Origin of the sequence: Falsihalocynthiibacter sp. S25ZX9 (genome assembly GCF_041205405.1) — a bacterium.
Classification (GTDB): Bacteria; Pseudomonadota; Alphaproteobacteria; order Rhodobacterales; family Rhodobacteraceae; genus Falsihalocynthiibacter; species Falsihalocynthiibacter arcticus.
In genome coordinates this window covers 12,148-28,133 of record NZ_JBGFCD010000001.1, presented here as the reverse complement: position 1 = coordinate 28,133, position 15,986 = coordinate 12,148, and the positions used below count along the sequence as shown (strand labels likewise).

Sequence of the window (15,986 nt, the reverse complement as noted above, 5' to 3'; positions counted from 1 at the left end):
CGAAACCCGCGACCACCCTACCTATATACAACTTTCCCTAAAGCAGCGGCACCATAGTAACGCGCGAGTACAGCCAATACTACCGGCTAACAATCTGACAGCTTGATATCGGTGGGGAGATCAGTTGACACACAGGAAGTTTTGAATAGCCATCGAAGGTCTCCAATTCCGTCGAAATGCAATAGGCTAGCGGGTCAACTTGTTCGAGACCCGTCGATGGGGTGGGGTCAGACACACCTTAAAGCACAACATTTGGGCACCACTCCGCGCTTCGACCGGGATGTCTTCCTATACCTTGCTGACACAGGTCGAGACTTCCGCCGTCAACCAACGGCCCGCCGCCATGCGCCTTCGCACTCGCGTGCGATGCGCCTCCGGAGACGGAGGGTATTTCCTCCTATGCCGCGCGGTGTTGCAGTACCAGCAAGCAGCAACAATGTTCTCGGCGGCATTGCCTCCACCTTCTGAACGAGGGAGAAGATGCTCGGCAGTGCATCGGAGGAACTTTGGCAGTCCGTTCGATCTACAAATTGTGGGTAACCGATGATCGAGGGCTGCGTCCCACATTGGCAGCTCACAGTAGTAGCAGCGTCCACTCTGTTCGAGCATCTTGGTTCGACGGATTTTCTTTAGTGCTTTTTTCATTGCACGGGTACTCCATTCAACTTCGTGAGAAGCGAATGCGCGACGCCCAGAAGGGGCGCTCCCCGGTGGGAAGCTATTGCTCGCGCGAGACCCGATTTTTCGTAGTTTCGCAATCCGGACAAAGAGACCTGAAGATTCAAAACTTCAGATCTGATCAACCTTTTGGTCTGATCAAGACGATCAAATCGTCTTCAATGCTTCGAGAATAAACGACAGCGGGGCCTGCGTCAACACAGCCAATCGAACGCCATACCCAGACTGTTCTAGAAAGAAGATAATCCCAAAGACAGGAAATCAAGATCGCAAAAGGCAATAGAAATGGGTGAAGCGCGCTTGGATTTTGATCTTGCCTGAAACGAAAGCCCCAAAAATCAAGACATTCCCTGAAAGTTGGTACTTACTCTCCAACTCCTTCGGAGCGGGACACTCACTTGGGCGGCCTCTTTCGAGACCCGTCGATGGGGCGGGGTCACTAGTAGGGGTTTAGTAGGGGAGCGGAGTACAACCGAAGCCAACCGGATGCTGTCCCATACAAAACCGGTTGGGCAAAAAGTCAAAATTTAGCAATCGGTTATGCTACCTGAGACAAACTAATCGGCTTGTATCCAACCCAGTCCAAGAGTTCGGAAAACACATTGGTAATGACGAGGTCGGGAGTTCAATTCTCCCCAGCAGCACCATGTTTTATACATGTGCGCTATCTCGGCAAAAACAGACAGCCAGCCTAGCTTAATTCTAGAGAACCTATGGCAGCGGTTAATTGCTTTGAGCTAAGCCGAAGAAATGAACGTAACACTCTTACGTTTGTCTTTTCTCCCTCGGCTACCTACCTTGACTTCGACCGTCACCAAGCTCACCCCTTTCGTAAAGTCTGAAACGGGCCTTCAACTATATTAGGGTTGTTGCGTCGATTTTTTTTACAAACAAGTTATCTAACGCGGGAATTTAACAGGAGATTTTCATATGCAACACCATGAGGTTCTGTTTCAACCGCTTGAATTGCCCTGTGGCGCGGTCTTGAAAAACCGCATCGCAAAATCGGCAATGTCGGACTCATTGGGTGATGGCGCGGGCCATCCAACGCCCGCGCAAAACAGGCTGTATCAGCGCTGGGCAGAAGGTGGGTTGGCCGTATCGATTATCGGCGAAGTGCAATCCATGCCTAATTATGCTGAAAAGCCGGGCAATCTGGTGCTCAATAGAAGTTCTGACGTGGATAAGTTTCGTGATCTTGCCGCACATGGTGGGGAAAACGGGACCCAGCTCTGGTTGCAACTCGGTAACGCGGGTGCGCTTGCCTATGCGCCCATTAGCACACCCAAGGGGCCAAGCGCGCTTGATTTGCCCGGCCTTCGTTGTGAGGGAATGACCCTCGATGAAATCCAGCAGGTCCCCTTGGAGTTCGCAAAGACGGCTAAGTTGGCACAGCAGGCTGGTTTTGGCGGGGTACAGATACATGCAGCACACGGATTTTTGCTGAGTCAGTTTCTGTCACCGTTGTTCAACAAGCGCAGCGATGCGTATGGTGGGCCTATCGCCAACCGTATGAAATTATTACTTGAATCCATTAAGGCTACACGCGCGACCGTCGGTTCCAACTTCCCTATTGCTGTGAAACTCAATTCCTCAGATCAGCTAGAAGGTGGATTTAACGAAGACGACGCACTTCAGGTTGTGGCTGCTTTGGACAAGTCATCCGTGGACATTATCGACATTAGCGGAGGGACGTATTTCCCAGGCGCTAAGTCCGCTTCTGACGGCGCGGGACGTGGGCCCTACTTCATTGCATTTGCCAAACGCGCCCGAACGGTGACATCCAAGCCCTTGATGTTAACAGGCGGCTTCAAAACGCGAGCGCAAGCGGAAGAAGCCGTTTTGAGCGGTGCAGTCGATGTAATTGGCCTAGCCCGTGCGTTGGTCCTTGAACCAACCCTCCCCAATCTTTGGTCGGCAGGCCAAATGCCTGAACCAATTTTCCCAAGGTTCACAGATGCACCGGAAGGCGGGATAACGGCCTGGTACACCATGCGCCTAACCGAAATCGCTACCGACAAAGAGACAGACGAAGTCGGCGACCTTGAAAAAGCAATTGACGACTATGAAGCGCGAGATAGAATCCGAACTGAAATCTGGAAACGCCACTTCAATCGTGACGACGTTTGATGGGATCGCATTGAGTAACCCGCAATGAAGCCTCATTCGGGGCTTAAGTCATTCTTTTTATAGATAACAAATGGGGCAATAAACACGTAAGATTGACCAGAAAAGACCCTTGGCACAAGCCGCCAGTTAGCTTCCTTGTCCTTCTCTGGCGACTCGTTCTGAATGTAGAAAATTATTCCACTATCGGCTTCCTTAACTGACTGCGGTAGCATCGGTGGTTTCAGAAGGTAGCGATTGATTGGATTTTCGACGAGCAAGCTTGCGGGTAGGTCATACATGGTCAGTGACCAAAATGAGTTAACCGGAGGAAGCTGGCCCGCTGGAAAATGCACTGTATAGCGGTTGGTTGTACGTTGCTTATGGTCCGAATTTGCTCCCTGTGGTTAAAATATTTTTGACGAAGCGAGTGAGTGCGCTGGATGCATTTTTTTCGTTTGGACCGCTTAACAAAATGTTTACCCACTCCGGTCCCAAACTAGGTGTGCTAGGGGCAGGACACATTGATTAAACCAGATGATGACAATTGTGGCGATGCAAATTGCGGAAAAGAGCGTGTGTGCTCATCGATCGAAACGCACGTCGGTAAATTGCAACTCCGTGTATCCCGCATCAAATGACATAGATCAATTTTGGATAGCTTCCTCAAGTTATGCTTTGAATGCCTGTCTTCTTGAAGCTTCAACCTCTAGTCAGGCTCTTTTGCGTTTTTTGGAGTAGGGAGTTAAAAATGATGAACCGTATAATTTCACTTTCCGCGGTATCCGCACTTTTAGTTGGGTCAGCAGCACTTGCTGGGCAGCCTGACGATCCTGGTGCGCACGGCGGAATTGTCTCCGAAGCACCCAAGACCCACAAGGCTAACGGAACTAACCTCGGACAAGTGATCAAGGAGTACAGAGAAAACGTTGATCCGGATTACAAAGTTGGAGAACAGGTACAGTCCCTTAAGGAAGCTTTCGGCGGCGCACCGAACCCTGACAATGATAATGGCAGCGGCAACGACTGAAACTAAGGTAACTCAAATCCTTTTCTTGAAATAAAATATGGCCCGTCCTTTTTTGGGCGGGCTACGTCTTTTCCAAGAACCACCTCCACCAAGCATAGGAATTACCCATAAAGCGCCACAGCTAAAGTTGCTGGACCAACTTTGCATAGGGTAGACTTCGGGTTTAGTTGGTGAATGTTTCTAGCAACTGCCTAGGCTTGGAGTGTTTCTCTTGCACTCTAAAACCTACAGCCTATGTCTAGATGTATATAAGTACCAATTCTTGGGACGCGCAATTGTCAAATTATCGGCTATGCGTACCAATTTTTGGGACACTTCCCTCTATTTTAGGCTTGTTACCGCCGCCACTGTTCTCGAATGTCGTATTGCAGAACTTACCGCTCATCAGTTTCCGAACGATCAGACTAGTCTTAACTGGAAATTTTTCGCGCGGGGTGTGCCGTCATCACCGAACCGGCGATCACGGGTATAAGCACCGTGTACGAGACTTCCCCGCTCATCAAAGCTGCGCCGCCGCGAGAAAGGCTTCAGCTTCTCAGAGCGCGTCTTTTGCTAACAAATTGAAATTAATCATTAGTTTCGCCATGATCGCTCCCATTGCTCTAGCGCTTTGAAAAGAGAGTTCGAGTTCTCTCTCGTTAGGCGCTTCACTTCTCCCGTAGTTTTATATCCGCGAAAAGCTTTGGTTGTCCGCCTCCTAAATCAACCCGATTTGCGTTGCCCCAAGTAGGAGAGTCGGCGCGATTACGTGGCCAAGAGCGCGAACTTCTGGGGATGGTTGCAAAATATCTGGAACCTGCACCACCCGTGCTCCAGAGGCAACTGCCGCGCGGGTTCCGGGATCGGAATCCTCAAAGGCAGCGCAATCCGTCGCCTTCAGACCAAGCGATTTTGCAGCACGCACATAGATGTCGGGTGCAGGTTTAGGGGAAACCACCTGATCTCCGCCCGTCACTGTTTCAAAAAAACCAAGAAGGCCAGAGACTTCAAGATGGTGACGCGCTTTTTCCGTTTGGGTTGAGGTGGCAACAGCACAAGGAAGTCCCTTTGCTTTCAGGGCCTTGAGCAATTCGACGACTCCCGCCTTAATGGGAATGTCCTCAATTTTAATCGCCGCGGAATTGGCGGTACTTTTCTCTAGAAACGCCTCAAAGATCGCCAAATCGTCGATTCTTGCGCGCAAAATGTCTTCTGATTCCTTGCGCCGAACCCCGATGAGACCCAACAGAACCGGCTCGAAATCAATCAAGCCAACGTCATCGGCAGCGCGTTGATAGCACAGGATGGTGAGGCGCTCCGTGTCCAAAAGGAGGCCGTCCATATCGAAAATCGCGCCGCGTAAACTCATGTTATATCCCATTTTATGACCGACCTAGACCTGCCCGCCCGCTTGAAACCTTTGCGCCCCTCAAACCACACCCCACGCACAATGGGAATACCCGACCGCAGCGCGCAACGGGCGACATTGTGGGCAATATAATCGCATATTTTTTTGCAAAAAGGCGGCAAATCCGCTCATTTAGGCAGGATAATCTGCACAAGTTCGCGTATCAATGGAGGTGTCATATTTGAAAAATCCCAAAGGAGCCTCCCCATTGTTGTTTAATCGATACAGCATTTTCATGACACCTGAGGCGGGTATGTTTGCCGATTCTGGCGCTGCTTGGCTTGGGTGGGATTTGGAAAAGGGTTGCGCCGTGCCACACCCAAAAGCCTCCGAAACCGCCCTGCGTATTGCAACCCAAGCCCCAAGAAAATACGGCTTTCATGGAACAATCAAACCTCCCTTTCACCTTGCAAAAGGCACAACATATGAGAGTCTTTTGTCTCAAACCAAGGCGCTTTGTGCTGTCCATGCTCCTGTTGAAATTGAAGCCCTAAGCCTCACAATAGATAAGTCGACTTTGGCGCTTACTCCGGAAGGGAAAATCGACCATCTTGCCAGTCTCGCCGCCGCCGTTCTGCAAAAACTGGACCGTTTTCGCGCCCCTCTCAGTGAGACGGAATTGGCCGGACGCCGCAAAGCCAACCTAACGCCCCTGCAGGAAACCAACTTGAAAAATTGGGGGTATCCGTATGTTTTGGACGCGTTCAAATTTCACATCACTTTGAGTGGTCATTTGCCGCCCAAAGACTTGGAACATTTAGAAACTTTGGCCCGTACACACTTCGCCCATGACTTGGGCCGCCCGATGCGATTTTGTTCGCTAATTCTGGCTGGCGAAGCGGGGGACGGACGTTTTCACGCACTTCACCGGCTCCCTCTTTCTGGAAAGAAAGTGCCCTAAAGTCTGCCCCCAAGTGTATGAATAACCACCGGCCAATTCGTGGCCTCTTGGCCGCGCCGTGAAATAGGGTACACTTGCAAAAAAACAAAGCGCCCAAGGAGACTCCAAGTGAATGACCTAATCATGATCGCCCCCATGCCCCCAAAAGTCATGGCGGACCTCTCGGAGTCCTTCACCATCCTGAAATACTGGGAAGCCGTTGATAAAAAAACGTTTCTGAGCAACTGCGCGCATGTGAAATTCATGGCGACGAACGGTCATGTTGGCTGTGACGACGCAATGATGGGCGCCCTTCCCGGCCTAAAAGTCATCTCAAGTTTTGGCGTTGGCTATGATGGTATCGACGTCACTGCCGCGCGCAAACGGGGTATTTCCGTCACCAACACACCCGACGTTTTAAGCGATGCCGTCGCGGAACTTGCGCTTGGATTGATGCTGTCTCTTTGCCGCAGAATCGTCGATGCGGATGCCTTTACGCGGCAGGGAAAATGGCTCGAAGGCGGGTATCCCCTGACGGGCGAACTTACGGGGGCAACGGTCGGGATTTTGGGGCTAGGACGGATCGGCAAGGAAATTGCCCGCCGCGCACAAGCCTTCAAAATGCAGGTGGTTTATCATGGCCGCAACCCACAGGCCTATGAACCCTTTCCGTACTATGCCTCGCTTGAGGAAATGGCGGCGGCATCCGATTGGATTGTGGCCGTTGTTCCCGACAATGCAGCCACGCGAAAGTTGGTGGATCGCAAAGTTCTTACGGCATTGGGCCCAAAGGGAGCGATCGTGAATTTGGGGCGAGGAACACTCATTGATGAACCTGTTATGGTCGAAATGTTGCAGTCTGGAGCCTTGGGCGGCGCGGCGCTCGATGTGTTTGATCAAGAGCCGAAAATGTCACCGGATCTTTGGAAACTGCCGAACGTTGTGCTGTCGCCACACCAAGGAAGCGCCACCGAGAAAACACGCATCGCGATGGGCGACCTAGTGGTGCAAAACTTGCTTCGCGCCAAAGAGGGCCGCCCATTGGTTTCCCCTGTGGGTTAATCCCCCAGCACTGGATTTTCTAACATTCAACGACCCCAGAGTTACATTACCGCGCCGATTTGCCATGGAACAAATTCATAATCGCCAAGCCCTTGCGCTTCGGATTTCGAAGGGGTTCCAGAGGCCACGTCCAAGAACATCTGGTAAATCCGCTGCCCCGCCGCCTCAATCGTTTCGCCATCTGTGAGAATCGACCCCGCGTTCAAATCCATATCTTCTTCCATCCGCGTGAACATCTGGGTGTTCGTCGCAATTTTTATCGACGGCGTTGGCTTGGCCCCAAAGGCGGACCCGCGCCCCGTGGTAAAGGCGATCAAATTGCATCCACTGGCGATTTGCCCTGTCACAGACGCGGGGTCATATCCGGGGCTGTCCATGAAGACGAACCCTTTGCTGCGGATTGTTTCACCGTATTTGAAAACGCCCGTTAGGGGCGAAGTTCCCCCTTTGGCCGCAGCCCCGAGTGATTTTTCAAGGATGGTTGTAAGCCCGCCTTTTTTGTTCCCCGGAGACGGGTTATTGTCCATCGACCCCTTGTTGCGGGCGGCGTATTCTTCCCACCATTTGATGAGGCCGATGAGTTTTTCACCCACCTCTGGCGTTGCTGCGCGGCGCGTCAACAAATGCTCCGCACCATAAATTTCTGGCGTCTCGGCCAATACGCCCGTGCCTCCTTGCGCGACCAACAAATCACAGGCGAAACCCAACGCGGGATTGGCCGTCACACCAGACCACGCATCCGATCCACCACATTGCAAACCGACCATCAACTCCGAGGCGGGACAAGCTTCGCGGCGTGCTTCATTGGCCAATGGCAGCATGGCTTCGACCTTTTGAATGCCAATCTCGATCGTTTTCCGCAGGCCAGCCACGTCTTGAATATTCATCGCCTGAAACTTTGGCCCCGGCTTAAGACCCCATGCCTCGACCAACCAATCAATCTGATTGATCTCGCAGCCCAAGCCCACCATCAAAACGGCGGCAACATTTGGGTGCGCCGCATAGCCCCACATTACCCGTTGAAGCGCCTCAAAACCGTCGCCATCCCCCGCCATGCCACAGCCCGTGCCATGCACGAAAGCAACAACTCCATCGACGTTTTCATATTTCGCCATAACCTCTGGCGTAAAGTGGTTTGCAATCATCCGCGCCGCCGTTGCCGAGCAATTCACTGACGTCAAAACCGCAACATAATTGCGTGTGCCGACTTTGCCGTTTTCACGCCGGTACCCCATAAAGGTATCCACAGTCGTGGCGGGGGCAACGGGCCGAATATCGGTTGAGAATTCATAGGTTTGATCGACAGCCCGAAACTCAAGATTGTGCGTGTGCACATGATCCCCCGCGGCAATATCTTCCTTCGCATAGCCGATGACCTGCGCGTATTTCAATACCGCCGCCCCCTTCTCAATCGCTTGCGTAGCCATTTTATGCCCGCGCGGAATTTGCTGTTTTGGCGATATTCCATTGACGTCCTCATCGGGATTGAGGGTTTCAATCGCGCTAACGACATTATCATTCGGGGCAAGGCGGACGGTTTTTGACATAGGATTTCCATTGCGAAACGAGGGGGGTTAGGCGTTATTGTACATTTTGCAAAAAAATACGAAAGGTGCAAATGTGATTACTTTTAATTCCGGCAGAAAACAGTTGCGCCTTGCGCTATAATTCCTTAATTCACGAATTATGGAATTTAAACTTCTAGACCGCCTCGCCACTCTCAGTCACCCACAGCGGATGGCCATTTTCCGACTGCTGATCCGGCGGTATCCGGACGCGCTGCCTGTTGCTGAAATCCTTACGGTTCTAGATCTCAAACCAAGCACGACGTCTGTCTATCTCTCAGCATTAAAATCGGCTGGACTTGTACACCAGCGCCGCCTTGGCACAAGCCTCCTTTATAGTGCGAATATTGCGGCCTCACAGGAAATCGTTTCGGGATTATTTAGCGACTGTTGTGGCGGGCGCGCCGATTTATGCCTTCCAACCGACCCGTTAAAACCAGCGACACAACCCAGCGTATTGTTCCTATGTACTGGAAACTCGGCGCGCTCCATTATGGCCGAAACGATCCTGCGCGATTGGCAAGGTCGCACTTTCACTGTGGCGTCCGCAGGGACAGAACCGCGCGCAGGCGTCCACGCCATAGCCCGCGATGTTTTGCTATCCAAAGGCCACAACATTCAAAACCTGCACTCCAAAAACATCACCACCGTTTTGGGCGAAACGACATCCGACTTCGATTTCGTATTCACCGTTTGTGACAACGCAGCAAACCAAGACAGCGGCGCGCTTCATGGTACCCCCATCGCCAGCCATTGGGGCATCGAAGACCCCGTCCCAGCAGCCAACTCCTTGGACAAAGCATCCCGAGACCGCTTTGAAAACACCTATGAAATGCTAAACACACGCATCTCGCGTTTTGCCACCCTCCCTTTTGAAACAGCCAGCCGTGCCGACCTCCAAAAATCGGTCGACGATATCGCGCGTAATTAATCAGAAAGCCTTTTGACATGACAACATTTGCCATCAATGGCCTTGGCCGCATCGGAAAACTCGCCCTGCGTCCCCTCCTAGAGCGCGGCGCAAAAATCGCCTTTATTAATGATGCTGTGGGAGACCCCAAAATGCACGCGCATTTGCTGGAGTTTGACTCGATTCACGGGCGTTGGCCCGCGAACTTCGAGGCCGACAACAACAGCATCACAATCGACGGAACGCATATTCCTGTGACCTCCACGCGCAATCTCGATGAGTTGCCGCTAGAAGGGGTCGACGTTGTGATCGACTGTACAGGAGCGTTCAAAACCGAAACTAAACTGGCGCCCTATTTTGCAGCAGGCGTCAAAAAAGTCGTCGTATCGGCCCCCGTAAAGGACGGCCCAACCGCCAATATTGTCTATGGCGTCAACGACGATATTTATGATCCCGAAACCCACAGAATCATCACCGCCGCAAGTTGCACGACCAATTGCCTCGCGCCGGTGGTCAAAGTTCTGCTCGAAGGGATCGGCATTCGACACGGCTCAATCACCACAATCCACGATGTCACCAACACCCAAACGATCGTTGATCGCCCCGCGTCTGATTTGCGTCGCGCGCGCTCGGCCCTGACCAATTTGATTCCCACGACAACGGGGTCGGCCACGGCAATCACGCTCATCTATCCAGAGCTAAAAGGCAAACTGAACGGCCACGCCGTGCGCGTTCCCTTGCTCAACGGCTCGCTCACGGATTGCGTTTTTGAAATGGAACGCGAGACGAGTGTCGAAGAAGTGAATGAGCTTTTCCGCCTGGCATCCGTTGGTTCCCTCAAGGGCATCTTGGGTTATGAAACACGGCCGCTGGTGTCCTCGGATTACACAAATGACCCTCGCAGTTGCATCATAGACGCGCTTTCAACCATGGTCGTGAACGGTACCCAACTCAAGGTTTACGCGTGGTACGACAACGAATGGGGCTATACAAACCGACTGGTCGACGTGGCCTTTATGGTTGGCGATTCCCTGTGACACAAACGCGGGGATTCTCGGCCTATATCGCTGTAACGGCCGCCTATTGGGCCTTCATGCTGACGGACGGCGCGCTGCGCATGTTGGTGCTTTTGCACTTCCATACCCTCGGATTTTCACCGGTTCAGCTCGCATATCTCTTTGTGCTTTATGAAGTTGCGGGGATTGTGACCAATCTTTCAGCAGGTTGGATTGCCGCACGCTTTGGGCTGACCTCGACGCTTTATGCGGGATTGGCGCTCCAAGTTTTGGCCCTACTCGCGCTATCCCTACTTGATCCAAACTGGAGCATCGGGGCCTCGGTCGTGTTCGTCATGCTCGTGCAAGGCGCATCTGGCGTTGCCAAAGACCTCGCAAAAATGAGCTCAAAAAGTGCGGTCAAAATCTTGGCACCCAAGGCCAAAGGCGGCCTGTTTAAGTGGGTCGCGATTTTGACTGGCTCCAAGAATGCGGTCAAAGGCTTGGGCTTTCTCCTTGGCGCCGCGCTTTTGGCGACCCTTGGTTTTGTGCCTGCAGTCTTGGCGATGGCGGGCGTGTTGGGACTTGTTCTGATTGCCGTGCTTGTGGGAATGCCCTCAGGCCTTCCCACAGGGCGAAAAGACGCCAAGTTCAAAGAGGTTTTCTCTAAAAACCGTAACATCAACTGGCTCAGCGCTGCGCGTGTTTTTCTATTCGGGGGGCGAGATGTTTGGTTTGTTGTGGGGATTCCCATTTATTTTTACGCCGTCCTCTCGGATGGCTCGGAGGAGTCCAACCGCGCCGCGTTCTTTTTGATCGGGAGTTTTATGGCGGTCTGGACGATTCTCTATGGGATGGTGCAAGCCAGCGCGCCAAAGCTCTTGCGCGCGCACCAACGCGGCGAACATGAATACGCTGTTTTGGCACAGAAATGGGCACTCGGTCTCGCAGTGGTTCCTGTTGTCCTAACCGCAATCCTCCTTCTGGCACCCGGCACATCTCCGATGCTCACTGGAACCATCGTCGCCGGCCTCCTTATATTCGGGACAATGTTTGCGGTAAACTCGTCGCTCCACTCCTACCTCATCTTGGCGATGACGGATGAAAAACGGGTCACCATGGACGTGGGATTTTACTACATGGCGAATGCAGTTGGGCGCTTGACTGGGACGCTCCTCTCGGGGGTATCCTATCAAATCGGAGGGCTCGCTCTCTGCCTTGGAACGGCCGCGGGAATGATCCTTCTGAGTTGGGCATGCACACGAAGACTCGGGAATTAGCGCAAACAGGCGTGCCTTCACACAGGCAAATTTTCCTGTCAAATTCCGCGCTTTGCGGATTTCACGTCTTGACGCTCCAATACAGCTGAAATACTACTCTCAAACGACGCGGGTATGGTGAAATGGTATCATACGAGTTTTCCAAACTTAAGGCGAGGGTTCGATTCCCTCTACCCGCTCCACATTCCCCCAATTTGCCGAAATAGCTTCCAAAAACCATTCTGCGGCGTTTGAGCGCTTGTTGCTTCCGATACAGGCCATTATGTGGGTTGGGACGCAAACAAACGGGGGGCTCCATGGCCCAATTAGATGAAGACCGCGAAAAATCCAAACAAATGGGCGCTTTGCGCGGACTTGTTCCTTTTGTGCGTCCCTATGGCGGGCTTGTCCTCGCCGCCTGTCTCGCGCTGGTTCTAACGGCGGCAACCTCGCTCATTCTGCCTATTGCGGTGCGCCGTGTTGTGGACGGCTTTACGGCCTCCAACGGAGCACTCATCGACAGCTACTTTGGCGCAGCCCTCGCAATTGCAGCGATTCTCGCACTTGGCACGGGCTTGCGGTACTACCTCGTGACCCGCCTTGGCGAACGTATTGTCACCGACATTCGCAAAGCTGTTTTTGACCGCGTTATTCGCATGAGCCCCGCGTTTTATGAGAAGATCATGACCGGAGAAGTTCTAAGTCGGATCACCACCGATACGACGCTTATCCTGTCGGTCATCGGCTCCTCCGTTTCAATCGCTTTGCGCAATGCGCTGATTTTCGTTGGCGGCATGGCTCTCATGCTTTTGACCAGCGCAAAACTGGCCGCGATGGTGTTGTTTATCGTTCCTGCCGTTATCGTTCCCATTATTGTTCTTGGTCGTCGTTTGCGGATTTTGAGTCGCGAAAACCAAGACTGGATCGCAAAATCCTCCGGCAGCGCAAGCGAAGACCTTTCCTCGGTGCAAACCGTTCAAGCCTTCACACACGAAGCCCTTTCCTCCAAGAATTTCGCCGATGTAACGGAGCAATCCTATGTCGTCGCAATGAAGCGGATAACCACACGCGCCCTGATGACTGTGGTTGTTATTTTCCTTATTTTCTCGGGTGTCGTCGGTGTTCTTTGGATGGGCGCACATGACGTCAACCAAGGCAGTCTGAGCATCGGTGCCCTCGTTCAATTCGTGATTTATGCGGTTATGGTCGCGGGGTCGGTTGCCGCCCTCTCCGAGATTTGGGGCGAACTTCAACGCGCAGCAGGCGCAACCGAGCGCCTTGTTGAACTGCTCAACACCGAAGATGCCATCAAAAACCCTGCGAATCCGAAAACGCTCGCGAAACCCGTGCGCGGCGAAATCGTATTTGACAACGTCACCTTCCACTATCCTGCGCGGCCTGAAATTGCTGCGCTTTCTGGCACCAATCTTTCGATCAAACCGGGCGAAACGGTTGCGCTTGTGGGGCCATCTGGCGCAGGAAAATCGACCGTCATTCAGTTACTCCAGCGTTTTTACGATCCCACCAGCGGCGTCGTTTCCATTGATGGGCTCAACCTGCGCGACTTGACCCGAACAGATTTTCGCGAACAGATCGCGCTTGTGCCCCAAGACCCGATTATTTTTGCGACCACCGCTCTTGAGAACATTCGTTTCGGCCGCCCCGACGCCACGGATGCCGAGGTCTTTGAGGCCGCAAAAGCTGCTGCCGCACATGATTTCCTCATGGCGTTACCCGAGAAATACGAAAGCCAAGTTGGCGAGCGCGGTGTTATGCTCTCAGGTGGGCAAAAGCAACGTATCGCCATTGCCCGTGCCATTTTGCGCGACGCGCCTATCCTTTTGCTCGATGAAGCGACAAGTGCTTTAGACGCCGAAAGCGAACGTGCGGTTCAAAACGCGGTCGATGAAATGGCCCAAGGGCGCACGACCCTGATTGTGGCCCACCGTTTGGCAACCGTGAAAAAAGCCGATCGCATCCTTGTGTTTGATGGCGGAAAAATCATTGCCGACGGCACGCATGAATCCCTTGTCGCCGAGGACGGCCTCTATGCGCGTCTGGCGCGGTTGCAGTTTACGGACGGAAATGGCGTAGCGTAACTTTCTCCTTACGTTCCGTCGTTTGGACTTTCCCTTGCGAAAATAGTCGTTTGCAATCATCCTCCTTGGGGAGAAGAGCACGTGGGGACGTGCCCAATGGGAGAGAGTGTGATGAACAAATTTTCATCAATTGACGACCGCAATGCTATTGAAGCAGAAGCGCGATGGGAGGATCGTGATCTTCCCAAAACTATGTATGAATTTGTCGCCGCCACTGCGGAAAAATACGGGGAACGCCCCGCCATTTCGTTTCAGATCACGTCCGGCCCCAAAGATCGCGCCGAAACTCTCACTTGGAATGAGTTGTTCGGAAAAACAACGCAAACCGCCAATTTTTTCCGCTCTCTGGGCATTGGGGAGGCCGACGTTGTTGCCTACCTTCTGCCCAATGCAAACGAAACGGTCCTAACACTTCTTGGTGGGTCAATTGCGGGGATCGTCAGCCCGATCAACCCCCTCCTTGAAGCGAGCCAAATCGCGTCGATCCTGCGCGAAACAGGAGCCAAAGTCCTCGTGACTTTGCGCGCCTTCCCCAAGTCGGATGTCGCACAAAAAGCTGCCGAAGCGGTTGCGATGGTGCCTAGTATCGAGACGGTTGTTGAGGTCGATTTGCTGCGGTATCTTTCCCCGCCAAAGAGTTGGATTGTTCCGCTTATCCGTCCGAAAAACCCCGTCACCCACAAGGCGCGCGTGCTAAGCTTCAATACCGAAATCGCCAAGCATTCGAGCGAAAAACTCGACTTTTCAGATTCTGCTGGCGACCGAGTTGGGGCATATTTTCACACCGGCGGAACAACGGGTATGCCCAAGGTGGCCCAGCACAAATACTCCGGCATGATTTACAACGGCTGGCTTGGGCATCGCTTGCTTTTTAGCCACGATGACGTGGTGATTTGCCCCCTGCCCCTGTTCCACGTGTTCGCCTGTCACCCGATAATGATGTCGATGATTGCTTCGGGTGCGCATGTCGTCTTTCCGACGCCTGCGGGTTACCGTGGCGAAGGTGTCCTGGATAACTTCTGGAAACTTATCGAGCGTTGGAACGTGACGTTTATGATCACCGTTCCGACCGCCATTTCTGCGCTGATGCAGCGGCCAGTTGACGCAGATGTATCGTCGCTTCGCACGGCGATGTCTGGATCCGCCCCCCTTCCGATTGAGCTTTTCCGTCGCTTCGAAGAAGCCACGGGCGTCACGATTACCGAGGGCTACGGCCTAACCGAGGCGACGTGCCTCGTGTCGTGCAATCCCACGAGCGGCAAGAAAAAAAAGGGCTCCGTTGGTGTGCCCTTTCCCCATACCGACGTAAAAATCCTGCGCCAAACACCTGATGGCCCTGTCGAGGCCCCCGTCGATGAAGTCGGAGAAATCTGTATCGATAATCCGGGAGTCATTCCCGGATCAACCTATACCGAGGTCGACAAAAACCACGATCTTTTCCACCACGACATCTACCTTCGCACGGGCGACTTAGGGCGCGTCGACACGGACGGATATCTTTGGATTACAGGGCGCGCCAAGGACTTGATTATCCGTGGCGGTCACAACATCGACCCCGCGGAAATCGAAGAAGTTTTGGCGGGGCATCCCGCAGTTGGATTTGCGGGTGCGATTGGCCAACCGGATGCACACTCAGGCGAAATTCCCTGCGCCTATGTCGAGCTAGTACAAGATGCCGAAGTGACGGTAAATGAGCTTATGGAGTTTTGTAAAAAGGGAATCCCAGAGCGCGCGGCCCATCCCAAATACATCGAAATTTTGGATGAATTGCCGAAAACAGCAGTGGGCAAAGTCTTCAAACCCGACTTGCGCAAACGCGCCATTACGCGGGTGTACAATGCGGCCTTGGAAAAAGCGGGCTTGCAGGTGAGCGTGTGTTCGGTGATCGAAAGCAGACGACGCGGACTCGTTGCGCAAATTGAGATGTCCGAAGTCGTAAGCACGATTGAAATCACTCAAGTTCTTGGGGCCTTCACAATCCCATGGGAATGGCTTCCCGAACAGCCTTCTTAGGC

The 15,986-nt window shown here is 52.9% G+C and carries 12 protein-coding genes, 1 tRNA gene and 1 pseudogene; 10 read left to right on the top strand and 4 right to left on the bottom strand.

Annotated features, from left to right (window positions below):
* Positions 1–288: 288 nt before the first annotated feature.
* The gene (locus tag AB9F29_RS00120) at positions 289–567 is read right to left on the bottom strand and encodes an HNH endonuclease (protein ID WP_369754409.1); all 279 of its coding nucleotides are present in this window, start codon (positions 565–567) and stop codon (positions 289–291) included.
* 1,041 nt (positions 568–1,608) lie between these two features.
* Here AB9F29_RS00120 and AB9F29_RS00115 point away from each other — a divergent pair.
* Positions 1,609–2,808 carry an NADH:flavin oxidoreductase/NADH oxidase family protein gene (locus AB9F29_RS00115; RefSeq protein ID WP_369754176.1) on the top strand — a complete coding sequence of 400 codons (1,200 nt, stop codon included), beginning with the start codon at positions 1,609–1,611 and terminating at the stop codon, positions 2,806–2,808.
* Positions 2,809–2,840: 32 nt separating this feature from the next.
* Here the strand turns inward: AB9F29_RS00115 and AB9F29_RS00110 are convergent.
* Positions 2,841–3,161: pseudogene (locus AB9F29_RS00110) on the bottom strand (DUF1214 domain-containing protein); the annotation flags it as partial.
* A 374-nt stretch (positions 3,162–3,535) separates the two neighbouring features.
* Here AB9F29_RS00110 and AB9F29_RS00105 point away from each other — a divergent pair.
* The gene (locus tag AB9F29_RS00105; RefSeq protein ID WP_369754175.1) at positions 3,536–3,814 is read left to right on the top strand and encodes a hypothetical protein; all 279 of its coding nucleotides are present in this window, start codon (positions 3,536–3,538) and stop codon (positions 3,812–3,814) included.
* Between the two features lie 697 nt (positions 3,815–4,511).
* Here the strand turns inward: AB9F29_RS00105 and AB9F29_RS00100 are convergent.
* Positions 4,512–5,162: an HAD family hydrolase gene (locus AB9F29_RS00100; protein ID WP_369754174.1), complete on the bottom strand. Its 651-nt coding sequence runs from the start codon at positions 5,160–5,162 to the stop codon at positions 4,512–4,514.
* 247 nt (positions 5,163–5,409) lie between these two features.
* Between AB9F29_RS00100 and AB9F29_RS00095 the strand changes: the two genes are divergently transcribed.
* Positions 5,410–6,102 carry a DUF1045 domain-containing protein gene (locus AB9F29_RS00095; RefSeq protein WP_369754173.1) on the top strand — a complete coding sequence of 231 codons (693 nt, stop codon included), beginning with the start codon at positions 5,410–5,412 and terminating at the stop codon, positions 6,100–6,102.
* Between the two features lie 108 nt (positions 6,103–6,210).
* Positions 6,211–7,143: a 2-hydroxyacid dehydrogenase gene (locus AB9F29_RS00090; protein ID WP_369754172.1), complete on the top strand. Its 933-nt coding sequence runs from the start codon at positions 6,211–6,213 to the stop codon at positions 7,141–7,143.
* 41 nt (positions 7,144–7,184) lie between these two features.
* Here AB9F29_RS00090 and AB9F29_RS00085 read toward each other — a convergent pair whose 3' ends face one another.
* Positions 7,185–8,690: a UxaA family hydrolase gene (locus tag AB9F29_RS00085; protein ID WP_369754171.1), complete on the bottom strand. Its 1,506-nt coding sequence runs from the start codon at positions 8,688–8,690 to the stop codon at positions 7,185–7,187.
* Between the two features lie 139 nt (positions 8,691–8,829).
* Between AB9F29_RS00085 and AB9F29_RS00080 the strand changes: the two genes are divergently transcribed.
* The 6 genes from AB9F29_RS00080 to AB9F29_RS00055 all read left to right on the top strand — a co-directional run bounded on the left by AB9F29_RS00080 (position 8,830) and on the right by AB9F29_RS00055 (position 15,984).
* Positions 8,830–9,639, top strand: a complete 810-nt coding sequence (locus AB9F29_RS00080) for a helix-turn-helix domain-containing protein (RefSeq protein ID WP_369754170.1) — start codon at positions 8,830–8,832, stop codon at positions 9,637–9,639.
* A gap of 17 nt (positions 9,640–9,656) precedes the next feature.
* Positions 9,657–10,655 (top strand): ArsJ-associated glyceraldehyde-3-phosphate dehydrogenase, encoded by a 999-nt coding sequence (locus AB9F29_RS00075; protein WP_369754169.1) that lies wholly within the window; start codon positions 9,657–9,659, stop codon positions 10,653–10,655.
* Positions 10,652–11,893, top strand: coding sequence for an organoarsenical effux MFS transporter ArsJ (gene arsJ / locus AB9F29_RS00070; protein ID WP_369754168.1), 1,242 nt, complete (start codon positions 10,652–10,654; stop codon positions 11,891–11,893). Before AB9F29_RS00075 ends, arsJ begins: the two co-directional genes overlap by 4 nt.
* 108 nt (positions 11,894–12,001) lie before the next feature.
* A tRNA-Gly gene (locus AB9F29_RS00065) sits at positions 12,002–12,075 on the top strand.
* Between the two features lie 114 nt (positions 12,076–12,189).
* Positions 12,190–13,971, top strand: a complete 1,782-nt coding sequence (locus AB9F29_RS00060; protein ID WP_369754167.1) for an ABC transporter transmembrane domain-containing protein — start codon at positions 12,190–12,192, stop codon at positions 13,969–13,971.
* A gap of 111 nt (positions 13,972–14,082) precedes the next feature.
* Positions 14,083–15,984 carry an acyl-CoA synthetase gene (locus tag AB9F29_RS00055; protein ID WP_369754166.1) on the top strand — a complete coding sequence of 634 codons (1,902 nt, stop codon included), beginning with the start codon at positions 14,083–14,085 and terminating at the stop codon, positions 15,982–15,984.
* Positions 15,985–15,986: the final 2 nt, after the last annotated feature.

What these genes read in the sequence shown, in the direction of transcription:
- AB9F29_RS00120 (WP_369754409.1), bottom strand. Translation starts at nt 567, where the DNA reads ATGTGGGACGCAGCCCTCGATCATCGGTTACCCACAATTTGTAGATCG.
- AB9F29_RS00115 (WP_369754176.1), top strand. Translation starts at nt 1,609, where the DNA reads ATGCAACACCATGAGGTTCTGTTTCAACCGCTTGAATTGCCCTGTGGC.
- AB9F29_RS00105 (WP_369754175.1), top strand. Translation starts at nt 3,536, where the DNA reads ATGATGAACCGTATAATTTCACTTTCCGCGGTATCCGCACTTTTAGTT.
- AB9F29_RS00100 (WP_369754174.1), bottom strand. Translation starts at nt 5,162, where the DNA reads ATGAGTTTACGCGGCGCGATTTTCGATATGGACGGCCTCCTTTTGGAC.
- AB9F29_RS00085 (WP_369754171.1), bottom strand. Translation starts at nt 8,690, where the DNA reads ATGTCAAAAACCGTCCGCCTTGCCCCGAATGATAATGTCGTTAGCGCG.
- AB9F29_RS00080 (WP_369754170.1), top strand. Translation starts at nt 8,830, where the DNA reads ATGGAATTTAAACTTCTAGACCGCCTCGCCACTCTCAGTCACCCACAG.
- AB9F29_RS00075 (WP_369754169.1), top strand. Translation starts at nt 9,657, where the DNA reads ATGACAACATTTGCCATCAATGGCCTTGGCCGCATCGGAAAACTCGCC.
- AB9F29_RS00060 (WP_369754167.1), top strand. Translation starts at nt 12,190, where the DNA reads ATGGCCCAATTAGATGAAGACCGCGAAAAATCCAAACAAATGGGCGCT.
- AB9F29_RS00055 (WP_369754166.1), top strand. Translation starts at nt 14,083, where the DNA reads ATGAACAAATTTTCATCAATTGACGACCGCAATGCTATTGAAGCAGAA.